At 53.5% G+C, this 13,531-nt stretch carries 9 protein-coding genes; 1 reads left to right on the forward strand and 8 read right to left on the reverse strand.

Translation table 11 applies throughout. From position 1 onward, the window contains the following. Positions 1–57 precede the first annotated feature (57 nt). The 8 genes from Enr10x_RS21055 to Enr10x_RS21090 all read right to left on the reverse strand — a co-directional run bounded on the left by Enr10x_RS21055 (position 58) and on the right by Enr10x_RS21090 (position 12,316). Positions 58–2,553: a PSD1 and planctomycete cytochrome C domain-containing protein gene (locus Enr10x_RS21055; protein ID WP_232093082.1), complete on the reverse strand. Its 2,496-nt coding sequence runs from the start codon at positions 2,551–2,553 to the stop codon at positions 58–60. Between the two features lie 226 nt (positions 2,554–2,779). Beyond that, the gene (locus Enr10x_RS21060) at positions 2,780–3,922 is read right to left on the reverse strand and encodes an aminotransferase class V-fold PLP-dependent enzyme (protein WP_145451287.1); all 1,143 of its coding nucleotides are present in this window, start codon (positions 3,920–3,922) and stop codon (positions 2,780–2,782) included. 30 nt (positions 3,923–3,952) lie between these two features. After that, a complete protein-coding gene (locus Enr10x_RS21065; protein ID WP_232093083.1) occupies positions 3,953–4,729 on the reverse strand; it encodes an IclR family transcriptional regulator in 777 nt (258 codons plus the stop codon). A 184-nt stretch (positions 4,730–4,913) separates the two neighbouring features. Beyond that, on the reverse strand, positions 4,914–5,408 hold the full coding sequence (locus Enr10x_RS21070; protein WP_145451289.1) for a hypothetical protein: 495 nt from the start codon (positions 5,406–5,408) through the stop codon (positions 4,914–4,916). Between the two features lie 23 nt (positions 5,409–5,431). Then, on the reverse strand, positions 5,432–6,961 hold the full coding sequence (locus Enr10x_RS21075; RefSeq protein ID WP_145112396.1) for a SpoVR family protein: 1,530 nt from the start codon (positions 6,959–6,961) through the stop codon (positions 5,432–5,434). Positions 6,962–7,021: 60 nt separating this feature from the next. Next, a complete protein-coding gene (locus Enr10x_RS21080) occupies positions 7,022–8,128 on the reverse strand; it encodes a DUF444 family protein (RefSeq protein WP_145112398.1) in 1,107 nt (368 codons plus the stop codon). Between the two features lie 113 nt (positions 8,129–8,241). Next, positions 8,242–10,302, reverse strand: coding sequence for a PrkA family serine protein kinase (locus Enr10x_RS21085; RefSeq protein ID WP_145112400.1), 2,061 nt, complete (start codon positions 10,300–10,302; stop codon positions 8,242–8,244). Between the two features lie 685 nt (positions 10,303–10,987). Further along, complete coding sequence (locus Enr10x_RS21090) at positions 10,988–12,316, reverse strand: neutral/alkaline non-lysosomal ceramidase N-terminal domain-containing protein (RefSeq protein WP_145451290.1); 1,329 nt, start codon at positions 12,314–12,316, stop codon at positions 10,988–10,990. A gap of 216 nt (positions 12,317–12,532) precedes the next feature. Between Enr10x_RS21090 and Enr10x_RS21095 the strand changes: the two genes are divergently transcribed. Beyond that, positions 12,533–13,531 (forward strand): adenosine deaminase, encoded by a 999-nt coding sequence (locus tag Enr10x_RS21095; protein ID WP_145112404.1) that lies wholly within the window; start codon positions 12,533–12,535, stop codon positions 13,529–13,531.

The raw sequence follows: 13,531 nt of genomic DNA on the forward strand, positions 1-13,531 counted from the left end.
GGCAGGTCTCGATAACTTTTTATAAATAATGGATTCATGTACTGGCTGGAGGAAACACTATCGCAGATAGATGAATTCACTCGACGCCAACAGCGACTGGCAGAGCACCTGCCAGGCACGTGTGATCCGTTCTTCCGAAGAACTCGTTTCAGTCTGGAAATCCTGTTCAACTTCCTCCAGGAACTGCAATGATTTCGTGATTTCCATTTCTGTCGGCATGCGTCCGAATGATTTCAGAAACAGTTTCTGAATCTTTTGTTCGGGTGACAGGGATGTTTCATGCTGAATCTGATCCGCCATCCGCTGCGACGCATTTTCGATCAGATGACTGTTGAGCATGAACAGCGCCTGCGGAGCGACCGTGGTCGACGACCGGTTCCCGTTGAGGACGCTGGCGTCCGCATAATCGAACAGCATGAACATGCCAAACAGGTGGTTGCGAATTACCGGCAGGTAGAGGGAGCGTCGGTTGAAATCATATGTGACGCCATCTTTGGATTCGTGATTGAAGACAAACGCGCGGTTGGCAACGTTCATCAGCGACCCGCCCATGGTGAGGTCCAGCCCGTCACTGACCGCCAGCATCGAATCGCGAATCGATTCGGCTTCGAGGCGGCGGATATCCGCGTGCCAGAGCAACTGGTTATCGGGATCGACGGCAGCCGCTTTCGCATTCCATTCGCTGCTCATCTGCCAGGTATTGGAGAGCAGAATCATGCGATGGAGATCCTTGAGCGACCAGCCCTCATCCATCAGGGTAGCGGCCATCCAGTCCAGGAGTGGTTGATTGGTCGGCTTTGCGCCCAGTTTCCCGAAGTTATCGGTTGTGGCTACAATCCCCTTACCAAAGTGCCAGCGCCAGACCCGGTTGGTAATCACCCGGGAAGTCAGTGGATGCTCGCGGTTGACCAGCCACTCGGCGAACTTCAGGCGACCGCTCTGCTCTTGGGGGAAGGGTGTTTTGGGTTCAGGAGTCAAGACGACGGGAACGTGCCGGGGCACGGTTTCGCCCAGCGTCAGATGGCTGCCCCGAATATGAATCGGCACATCGGTGATTTCCCGTTCTGCTGCCCCCAATGCGGTAGGGATTTCAGGACGGGCCTTTTTCAGCGATGCCACCTCGGCCCGCAGATTCTTCAATTCCGCCTGGGCCTCTTTGGCATAAGAACCTTCCGGCTTCGCGGGAAGTTTGAAGTCTTTACCCCCCTCTTTCTGCAAGCGTTCATTTTCTGATTTGACCAGAGCTGCGATTTTGTCTTCTTCGACTTTAATCTTCTGATCCCATTCGGCCTGCTCCTTGAGCTGTTCCGGTGTTGCCAGGGGATTTTCGTACCAGCGGGCCACCTTATTATAGTGTTCCATGATCTTGGTACTTTTGAGAATCCCTGCCAGACCATAGTAATCGTGGGCAGAAATCGGATCGAATTTGTGATCATGGCAGCGGGCACACCCCAGGGTCAGCCCCATCATGGAGACGCCGATCGTATTGATCTGCTCGTCGATGATATCCATTTCCATTTTAGTGGCATCGACTTCCGCAAGGACTTTGGGGCCCAGCGAGAGGAAGCCGGTCGCGATCAGTCGTTCATTCCGCTGCGCCACGCTCTCAGCCGGTTCCATCAGATCGCCGGCCAACTGCTCCTTCAGGAACACGTCATACGGTTTATCTTTATTGAAGGCATTGACGACATAATCCCGGTACTTCCAGGCGGTGCCGTAGGCGATGTTTTCATCCAGGCCGTTGGAATCCGCATAGCGGGCCACGTCCAGCCAGTGTCGGCCCCAGTGCTCACCGTAATGCGGCGAGGCCAGCAGGCGATCGACTACTTTCTCAAACGCATTCGGAGAAGTATCGTTGAGGAAGTTCTCGATTTCTTCCGGCGTGGGAGGCAGTCCGGTCAGGTCAAACGTGGTCCGTCGAATCAGCGTGCGTTTGTCGGCAGGCGAGGCAGGTTGCAGGCCTGCTGCTTCCAGCTTGTGCAGGACAAACTGGTCAATGGGATTTTTCACCCACTCCTGGTTTTTGACTTTCGGCAGAGCGGGTTTGCGTACGGGCTTGAAGGACCAGAACTCACGCTCCTTTTCCAGATCGTATTTGCCCTTGTCGCTGGCAGCACGCAGCTTGCTCAGATCGGCATTGGGATACGGTGCCCCCATCTTGACCCAGTCACTCAGGTCCTTGATTTCCTGTTTGCTCAGCTTCTCTTCGGGGGGCATCTGCAAATCGTTCGACTGATAGTTCACCGCCGTGATCAACAGACTCTGCTCCGGTTTACCGGGTACGATCAGGGAGCCGGCTTTGCCCCCTTTGACGATGCCCTCAAAGTTGTCGACACGCAGGCCCGACTCCTGGGCATCTTCGCCGTGACAGTCGTAGCAGTGCTTGATCAGCAGTGGTCGGATTTTGGACTCGAAGAAGTGAACCTGTTCCTGGTTCGGTTTCTGCTCGGCTGCGTTGACGGGAGAGAGCGTCAGCAGACAGATCAGTGTAAACAGTCCGGTAGTCGTCTGTGTTACGAAAGAAAAGAAACAATCTCGTAAACTCGCAGGCATCTTCATTTTATTTCCCGGCAGTTTTCAGGTAGGAACCACAGTATGACGTAGAGGAGCGCTAGCTTCTCACTCTGACACGGTGTGGTCTGGAGTGAAGGTAAGATTCTTTGAAGATTGAGCTTATGCTTACCTTCATTATATTCCATCTGGTTTAAAAATCAGCAAAAATACGCAAATGTCGTCCATTTCCGGACGATTTTCTGTCACTCACATGTGGCTAAATCACCTAATTTCCGACAAAATTCTTCGACAGGGCGTGGTGCAGTTCCCTCAGGAAGGTCTCCACATCGTCCATGGTATTGTAGCCATGCAGGGCCACGCGAATCCGGCCCGCGTGGTACATGGGATGAATCTGTTTACTGTGCAGGTGTTGGTAAATCTGTTCCGCTTCCGGATGGCGGAAGGCGATAATTCCCGCCAGATTTTCCGCACTCTGGGGTGAAATCAACTCGACATCCACTTTTTTGAGTCCTGCGAGACAGGCTTCCACCAGGGGTGTTGCCGCCCGATCGATCTGCTCGACTCCGGTTTCCGAAATGTACTGCAGCGCGGCGCGGATCGCATACACGGCCGGGTAGTTCGGCATACCGACCGTAAAACTGGCCGCACCAGGCAGGCTTTCGGCTTTTTCAAACCGCTGGTCGCCAAAAGCGTCCTTCAGATTAAACCAGCCTCCGGCGGGAACAGTCCACTCGCTGGCCTTCTTTGACGGCACTCCGACGAGCCCGCCGCCATGCGAAGCCAGAATCCATTTGTGAGTACTGCTGATCACCAGATCGATGTCTGTCAGGTCCAGGGGGATGCGGCCTAAGGCCTGAGTCACATCTAACGCAATCAGGGCGGATGAATTTTCCCGAATCGTCTGAACCACTTCCTTGAGCGGGATCATGAATCCATTGAAAAAGCTGACCAGCGAAATGCTGACCACGCGGGTTTTATCCGTGAGCAGTGACTGCAGATCTTCCAGACGCAGTTCCCAGTCGCGGGCTTTCCAGATTTTGATCGTCGCGGGACAACTCTGCTGCAGGCCAAAGGTATAACTGGCGGGGAAATCCAGATCGCTGATGATGACTTCATCGCCCTCTTTGAGTTGCAGGGCCTGGTAAGCCAGGTTGAACGCCTCGGAACTGCAGGAGCAGATACTGACTTCCTCAGCACTCAAACCGTACATGCCGGCAATCAGTGCCTTGGCGGCATCCCATTGGGCTTCATGAAATTTGCGACCATCCATTCCGAGCAGTTTGTCCTGGAAATACTGATCGAAGGCGGCTTTGACCTGCAGTGGCGGAATGCCTTCGGCAGCAGTATTGAGGTAGACCCGCTCCTGCAGACTGGGAAAATCCTGATTCCGTGTTTGTAAATTCAGCATGATGACACTCCGTTCATTTTCCCATTTAATTTATGTCGCGGTCTGGGCCGAAGCACCAGACGGGTTGAGCATGGTTGGTCCAAATTCGCTGGAGATGGCCTGAGCACATTCGAGCATCGCGGACGAGATCCGGGTGGAATCTTCCGACTCGCCGACCCGCAGGATATGTGAAACACACAGGACCGCCAGCAGTTTTCCATCGGCGCCCAGAATCGGTGTTGCCGTATCCCTGACACCGACGATCAGAGAACTTTCCATAGTGCGATAGCCGGCCCTACGGGTCGCAGCAAATTCGCTTTCGCACTGCTCAATCTCGGCGGCAGACAGCCCTGTTTGTTCCCAGTATTTGCTCCGCTGGTCTGCCGACAGGTAAGCCAGGGCCACGTGTCCGCTGTTGCGTTCGTGCAGTTTAAAACTGGCTCCGACACGAACCGCCAGCGAAACGTCGGCATCGCAGTTGACGCGGGCAATCACCAGCATCTTGTTCCGTACGACCAGATTCAGGTGACACGACTCGCTTAGTTCGTGCGTCAGATTTTCCATATGCGGCGTGGCGCGGGCAATCAGCGCTTCCGTACTGGCGTGCTTCGAGCCCAGTTCGAACAACTTGGTACTCATGCGGTAGCCCTGGTTCGCATCGCGGATCAGATACCCCTGCTCATTCAGACAGGCCATCACCCGAAACAGCTCCTGTTTGGTCCGTCCCAGACGGTCTGCGATGTCGGTCAGTGAGAGTGGCTGCGAGATCCCAGACAACAGCTCCAGCACCTCCAAACCCTTCTCCAGAGCCGGTACTCGGTATGACAATTTCTGTTCTGTGCGTTCTAATGTTTTACTCATGAAATATGATTTTACATATAAAACACGAATCGTCAAGCACTAATTTCACCTTTCTATTTCGAAGCGCAACATCAATACAGAAAAAGCCTTAAGATCGTTTCATCTTAAGGCTGATCCATTGAGAGCAGGAAGATTTCAGGACGGAATCCGATCAGGGGACCGTATCGATCAGGTCCTCAACGAGCTTGCGGAGGACCTCATGCGTGATCTGCATTTCGACCTGCGTCCGACCGGCCTGCCCCTTCTGGGAGGCGAAGCGTTTCAGACTGAAATTGCCGTTGGCGTGGGACGAAAGCATGACTTCATAATAGCGGCTGCCCGCCTGCTGCTTGTCGGGCGGCGTGGAACGAATCAGGACCTGGCCAGCGTCTTCGTCGTACTCCAGCGGTCCGATATTCTCCAGGAGATACGTAATCCGCTGACAGAGTTTCTGCCCCCACTCTTTGAGCTTGTCAAAGGTGGTCTGCGAGAGCGAAGGGACATTCACACGGATTTCCATCACCGAGCAGCTCATGGTGTCGACCGAGGTAAAATCGAGCATCATGTCAATTTTACCGGTCGCGGAGATGGTCACAGTCCGGGGCTGTGAGGAATGGTAGCCCACCAGTTGAATGAGTTCATGATTGAGTTGGTTCAATACAGACATAGGTTATCCTCCTGACGAGGATCTTATTGCTTTTCTTTGGAGTTTGTAGAATGTTTTTTGCCGTCGTAACTCAGGATTGTGGGCCGGTCATCCACGACGGTGCCGATATTCACCGGACGCTTCCAGATCGAATGCAGGTTGGCCAGTGTATCCTGGGCATAGTCGAGTTTGAGCTCGATGCCCATGTATTCGTGTTCCAGATACAATTCGCCCCGGTTTTTATAGTTGGCATCCTGCACGTAGATGACGGGCCGCCCATGATTGCTGAGGCTGTTCAACAGCTGTTGCTTGATCTGCTGAAATTCCCGTGACTGAATTTCGTAGGTCTTGTTGGAATCGTTATAGGCAAACGAGAACATGCGATGTTTAAAGCAGAACTCCGGAGTCAGAAACGTATCGATGAAAGTGATGTCGTTATGAATGCGACGGACTTCGAAAATCTTTTCCCGACCGAGCCCGAGGTCCTTGTCCCAGTGTTCTCTCTCGTACATGTCGGTGCAGTTGTCATACTCAGGACCGAACTGTCCCTTGTTCCAGCGTTCTTCGATATCCTTGAGCAGTTCAATCCCCAGCTTGTAGGGATTGAGTCGATTCGGACTGGTGGCCATCGTGCCGCTGTGATGATCGGCATAGTTGATCAGGCCTTCATCCGTCAGACCGTGACGGGTCATGATGGTGGAATGCCAGAAACTGGCCCAGCCTTCATTCATGATCTTGGTCTGTCCCTGTGGGGCGAAGTAATAGGCTTCGTCACGGATGATCGTCAGGATATCCCGCTGCCAGTCTTCCAGGGGAGCATACTGTAACAGAAAGAACAGTACATCCCGCACGCGTTCTTTGGGAAACTTCAACTGATCAGAGAGTTCAATGGCTTTCTGCCGTTTCTGATTCGCTTCTTCTTCCAGAGCGTCTTCCGGATTGATGTAGCGATCCATGTAATTCTTGGCGGGGAAACGGCCCCCGGTACTTTCCGCATCCTCTGCGATACGTCTTTTCGTATCTGCCTTCGACTCCGCTTTATGCGTACGTCGAATGTGTGGCGCATACGGGTCAATCAGACTTTCCAGAGAAAGACAGGTATCGATAAAGGTCTCGACCGTTTCGTAACCGTGATTATCGATGTGGCGATTCACGCGGGTGGCATGGTTGGCCATCTGATCGAGCATCTTGCGGTTCGTCTGGGAAAACCAGGCATTGTTTTTGAAAAAGTCACAATGGCCGTAGACGTGGGCGATCACCAGTTTCTGGTCGGTGATATCATTGGCACTCAGCAGGTAGGCGTAGCAGGGATCGGTGTTAATCACCATTTCATAAATTTTCTGCAGACCGTACGAGTAGCCTTTCATCAACTCGTCGTACTGCGCGCCAAACCGCCAGTGGGGATAACGGATGGGGAACCCGCCGTAAGCGGCGAACATGCTCAGCTCTTCGTAGTCGAGAACTTCAAAGATGGTTTTGAAGAAATCGAGGCCGTAATCGAGCGCATGCTGCTCCATCTCCTGCTGGATATCGCTGAGTTCTTTAGGTAAGGGGCGGTGAGTTGTGACGACCATACAAGCCTCCATCAGCCGGCAGTGACTGCTGTGCGAGCAGAAGCAGACTGTCGCTGCTGTTTATTTTCCTGTTCCCAGAAACGTTTTAATCGAGCCGTAGATGCCCTCTTTATCTTCGATTTCTGAAAGAATCAGGTTATCAAATTCTTCTTCGACCTTGCGCAGTTCCTTGATGAAGTCACCAGAACCGTAGGGACTTCTGACCTGTCCATAACAGAAGAGGTTACAGACTGGAAACAGGTTCTGCTTCAAGTTTTCGATGCATTCCGAGTTGTCTTCTCCCCAGTTGTCTCCATCGGAAAACTGGAAACAGTAAATGTTCCAGAGTGAGGGGGGGAAGTCCCGTTGAATAATGTGGTCTGCTGCCCGGTAAGCGGATGAGATACGCGTCCCGCCGCTTTCGCGGACACGGTAAAACGTATCTTCATCCACTTCATGAGCGACAGCGTCGTGCACAATGTAGCGTCGTTCGATACCGTCGTACTGGCTTTTGAGCCAGGTATCGATCCAGAACGCTTCTGTGCGAACAATTTCCTTCTGGACGTCGGTCATGGAACCCGAGACATCCATCATGTAGATCACGGCCGCGTTGGTGTGCGGTTCGGTGACGGTTTTCCAGCTGCGAAACCGTTCGTCATCCTTCGTCGGCACGATCATGGGATCCTTGGGATCGTAATTATTCGTGGCGATCATCCGGCGGAGGGCCCGTTTGTAGGTGCGTTTGAAATGACGCAGCGAGTCGGGACCGGTCGGCCGGATCGATGTGTAGCGGTCTTTTTTCGACGTCAGGGCATCGTCGCCTTTGGGTTCGATCCGCGGCAGTTCCAGCGCTTCCCCGAGCATGTCGGCCAGTTCGTCGAGGGTCAGTTCGACTTCCCGAATATGCTGGCCTTTTTCGTTGCCGGCCTGTCCCTGCCCGTCTCCGTCTGATTTGCCGCGGCCGATGGGCTGACCAACTTCGCCTTCCCCCTGTCCGACACCGCCGCTCCCCTTCTCACCATGCTGAAAGTGGGGAATCTCGATATTGGGCACGGGAATACTGACGGTTTCGCGTCCCTTGCGGCCGATCATCTCTCCGTGATTGATGTATTTCCGGAGCTGCTGGCGGACCTTCCCTTTGATAATTTTATCGAACCGTTGCTGGTCTCGATCAATTCTGCGCACCATGCTGTCGCGCCCCTTTCAGAACAGGGAATCAGAGTTAGCCGCTTCTAAAACTATTCCTTCTTATCCTTATCCTGTTTTCAACGTCATTAACTGGTTCGGGTTTCCCCGGCCGCTTATGCGGCGTCACTGTTCTTCTTGGAATCGCCGCGGGCGAAGATGCTGGCAACGTACTGCAGCACGTCGGTCGCCGATTCTTCGTCGTAGCCGTAATTGCGGATCAGACGGGCTTTGACGATATCGATCTTTTCTTGCGTTTCTGCATCGACCACGTTCGAAACCAGACTGGTCAGTTTGATTGTGTCCTTCTGATCTTCGAACAGTTTCATTTCCAGCGCCTTCTGCAGGCGTTCGTTGGTCTTGTAATCGAATGTCTTGCCGTCCAGGGACAGGGCACCGATGTAGTTCATGATTTCGCGGCGGAAATCGTCTTTACGCGTTTCGGGAATGTCGATGCGTTCTTCGATCGACCGCATCAGGCGTTCATCCGGCTCTTCGTATTCGCCGGTAAACTTGTTTTTGACACGTTCCTTCTGCGTGTAGGCCTTCACGTTATCGAGATAGTTGCCGCACAGACGGGTGAGTGCCTCTTCGTCAGCGGCAATCGCACGTTGTACTTCATTCTTCACGATATCGGTGTACTCCTCTTTCACGACGGTAATCAACTGGCGGTAATGATCGCGCATGTCATCGTTGGCAATCAGCGAGTGATGCTTGAGCCCCTCTTCCAGTTCATTGAGCAGCATGAACGGGTTCAGGTTGGAGCTGTGCGAATTGACTACCAGGGCGTTCGAAATCTTGTCCTGCACATAGCGGGGCGAAATTCCGAACAGACCTTCCGACTTGGCTTCCTTGCGCAGCTGCTCGACGTTCTCAGTCGTGAAGCCGGGCAGAGATCGGCCGTTGTAGAGGTGCATTTTCTGAATCAGGGTCAGCCCGTGATGCTTGGGCGTTTCCAGTCGCGTGAGGACCGCCCACATCGCGCCGATTTCCAGTGTATGCGGAGCAATGTGCTTCCCGCGCACGCGTTTGGAATTGTAATCCTTCTCGTAGATCTTGACCTCTTCACTCAGCTTGGTGACGTAAGGCACATCGATCTTCACCGTCCGGTCGCGGAGGGCTTCCATGAATTCATTGGACTGCAGACGCCGGTATTCGGGTTCGTTCGTATGCCCGATAATCACGGTATCGATATCAGTCTGTGCGAATTTCTTCGGCTTGATCTTATGCTCCTGTGAGGCACCGAGCAGATCGTAGAGGAAGGCGACATCCAGTTTGAGCACTTCGATGAATTCGATCAGTCCCCGGTTGGAGACGTTGAACTCGCCATCGAAGTTGAACGCCCGCGGGTCGCTTTCGCTGCCGAACTCGGCGATTTTACGGTAATTGATATCACCGGTGAGCTCAGTCGAATCCTGGTTCTTTTCGTCCTTGGGCTGGAAGGTACCGATGCCGATCCGATCCTGTTCGGAGAAGATAATGCGTTTGACCACGATCTGTTCCATCACCTTGGTCCAGTCGCCGTCCGCTTTTGCCAGGCGTTCATTGAAGATGAAACGGCTCAACGGGCAGACTTCGCCGGTGATCTCGACCGAATAGGACGATTCATCATCCGGATCGCGACCTTCGTTGAGGTAATCACAGAGCTCCTGGCGATATTTCATGGGCACCAGTTGCAGCGGATCCCCGTTCATGGGATCCCAGAGAATCATGCCGTCGTCTTCTTTCCAGCCGAAGGTATAGACGGCCCCTTCTTCCGTACGGGAGTAGCGCTCCAGCCCCTGCTTGAGCAGTCGGGCAATGGTTGACTTGGAGCTTCCGACCGGACCGTGCAGCAGGAGCACGCGGCGTTCACTGCCATACTTGAGGGCGGCTGACTTGAAGACGTTGACGAGTTCCATCAGCGGCTTGGAAAGACCGAAAATACCATCGCGGCCATCGTTGACGGGATCATCAAAAAAGCGATAGCGGATGAGTCCTTTTTTGCCCTCTACGGGATAGGTGCCGTAGCTCATAATCATGTCGTACACGCGTTGAAACGCGGTGCGAGTCACCTTGTGGTCTTTGCGAACAATATCAAGGTACTCGTCGAAAGTCCCCTGCCAGTGTTCCTGACGAAACAGATCTGAATTCAGCTGACCTGAAATTCGGGTTAAAAATGATCGACCATTTTCCATGGGACTCCTCCTCCTGGCGTCACGGCTTGCGTTCATGCAATTCTCGTGGAAGGCCAATTTGTTCGAGGTAATTGATTTTTGATTTGATTAAGGGCTTTTTCGAGTGCTTCTGCCTTTCACATAGACCGAAAATAAATCATTCAAGAGACACAAACTGCGCACGGATAGTTCCCTCATTCAAATCGAAAAATTGAAATGAGGTTGTTTACGAGACCATCCATGGCCAACACCAAGTTGTAAAAAAGGGATAAGCGTGTGGACGTGACTCGATTGGATTCAGGGCATGCCACACAGGAATGTTAGAGACCGAATATCATGTTTCGAGCAGTACTATTATTTCCCACGTTCCAGATCGAGACAATACCAATCTTGATCCGAGCAATTCTCCGTTTAAATAAGAGAGTTTAACTATCAAGGATAAGTTACTGTCTGCAAATCAGTTAGAAATTCATTCCCCGACAGACTACACGCACAGGAAATTGAACTTCGGACAGCTGAACGAAGCCTCCCTTTTGGGATTAGACAGAGAAAAACCCTACTTGTTTAAACGGAAAATCGCCGTCTAATCCACTGTAATACTTACGTGGAAATGGATGCGGACGTGAGAACTTTTCTCTGGTCACAAATGAGGATCCGCACCAGATTCCGGTCATGCGGATAAAAAGGAAGACTCAGACAGGGAGCGTTATTTCTGCTGCAGCATCGCATGCACGAGCTTGATAATGCGGTCTTCTACGCCCGGTTGAAACGGTCCATGCCAGCCAAAGTATTTCATGGCACCGCCCCCTTCGTAGCCCCCTTCTTTCAGAACCCGTTCCGAGGGGACATACGCGAAGACTTCATTACAATAGCCGGCGACCCAGATCCGTCGCGGGGAGAGTTCTTCGTGCAGGCGAATGGCGTAATCGATGACGGTCTCGCCTCCCAGACCGATGAGTGTCAGGTCATCGCCGAATTCAAAGATTTGCACCGAGAACGGATAGGACGTTGGAATGCTGCCCTGCTGATCCAGCTGCCCGAGCAGGTAATCGTTCAGCCGCTGGGTATAGACGTCTCCCTTCCCCTGCTGCGCGATCAGTACCGCTTTCGAAGGAGGTGCGACAAAGGGCAGATCGGTTCGCGCGAACCTGACGGTCAACGGTCCCTGAACGGGATCCAGCTTCCGATCCACCGCACGGCTGACGGCCTGGGCCAGCGCATCGCCATGCTGCTCGGCCAGTTCCATGGTGCCCCGCGGGTCAGGATTGGCATCCCCTCCACAACCGAGCACGAACAGCGCCAGCGTTCCCGGGTATTTTTTCTCCAGGGCGATTTGTGCAAAGCCGGCATAATCGCCACAAAATTCGAACAGTGCAATGGTCGTGTTATGACAGGCGTAGCCGAACAGGATCGCTTTTAATTTTCCTTCGCTATCGGTGACTTTCAAAACGGGCACGCTGTGATCGACAGGGCCATCGGGATTGATCCGCCCCCGGCGGTTGATAGCAAACGTGGCCTTCTCTTCTCCATAGCTCAGATTCGCCGGCTCCAGCGACCGGCTGGCTTTGACGATCACTTTGACCAGATTCTCTTCCAGTGTCCGTGCGTAATCATCAACTTCTTTCTGCTGTTGAGGTGTGAAATCGTAGGCGAGTGCCGCACAGCCTTTCACGACCGGACTGCAGTGCGTGTGCGAGGAATTCAGCATGATCTGCTCACGTCTGATTCCGGTCTGTTGCGCAACGCGTTTGCCAACGGCATCGGAGAGCTCGCGAGTCAGGCCAATCAGGTCCGTGGTGACGATCACCGCCTGCTCCCCCTGCGGATCCTGGAAGACCAGCGCTTTGGCCCAGAGTGGATGTTTTGTGCCTTGTGCAGGCTTCTTGCGGGAGGCATAACCAGCCAGCCAGATATTTTTGGCAGGGGTAATATCCACCCGGGCCTGTCCGACTTTCCAGTCGGCGGCTGCCAGCACGGTCTGATTTCCCAGAATCAAACCCATCAACAAACACAATAGCGCTCTGAGCATGGTCATCGTCACGTTCCTGTTTCCTCACTTTAAAACCGGTCACCGGCTGGCGACAGCATCAGCCGGAGAGGATCTTCACATCAACATTGCTTTATCTTACATCCCCTCGCCTGGAAAGCGAAGTCTCAGCGTGCAGAGCCGCGGTTGACAATCCGATGTCGGGGGCTACCATGATGCCAGTAAAACCAACGCTGAGACTGACTTCGACCGGGAGCGAGAGACATGGACGACTTGATTGCGACACTACCCAAGGCAGAACTGCACCTGCACATTGAAGGGACGCTGGAACCGGAACTTGCGTTTCAGCTGGCTGATAAAAACGGGATTTCGCTCCCGTTTGCATCCGTCGACGCGATGCGGGCCGCCTATGATTTTCAGGACCTGCAGTCGTTTCTCGACCTGTATTACGCTTCGATCAGCGTCGTCTGTACTGAAGAGGACTTCCATGAGCTGACGCTGGCTTACCTTAAAAAAGCGGCCTCTCAGAATGTCCGGCATACCGAAATCTTCTTTGATCCCCAGTCACATCTTCCCCGGGAGATTCCTTTTGAAACGATGTTGAGCGGTATTACTTCTGCACTGAAACGGGGGGAAACTGAACTGGGCATCTCTTCCCGGCTGATCCTCTGCTTCCTGCGTCACCTGTCGGCCGAGTCGGCCCAGGAAACGTTACAACTGGCGCTCCCCTTTCGGGACCAGATCATCGGGGTTGGCCTGGATTCCTCGGAACTGGGACATCCGCCTTCCAAATTCGTCAACGTCTTTGAGGAAGCCCGTCGGCACGGCTTTCGGGTGGTCTGCCACGCAGGTGAGGAAGGGCCGCCGGAATACATTACGGAAGCCCTGGATCTGCTGCACGCGGAACGCATCGATCATGGCGTCCGCTGCATGGAAGACCCGGCCCTGGTCGAGCGGCTGGCTGCAGAACAGATCCCGCTGACGGTCTGTCCGCTCTCCAATGTGCGTCTCTGCGTCTTTAAGGAGATGTCGGAGCATCCCCTCAAACGGATGCTGGAAGCGGGGCTGCTGGTGACCGTCAATTCCGACGATCCCCCCTACTTCGGCGGATATGTGAATGAAAACTTCACCGCGGTGCAGCAGGCACTCAACCTTTCCCGCAGTGAATTGATCCAGCTGGCCCGCAACTCGTTTACCGCCTCGTTTCTGTCAGAGCCTGAGAAACAGAAGCTGCTGGCTGAACTGCCTGCCGAGACCGACTGA

Origin of the sequence: Gimesia panareensis, assembly GCF_007748155.1 — a bacterium.
Classification (GTDB): Bacteria; Planctomycetota; Planctomycetia; order Planctomycetales; family Planctomycetaceae; genus Gimesia; species Gimesia panareensis.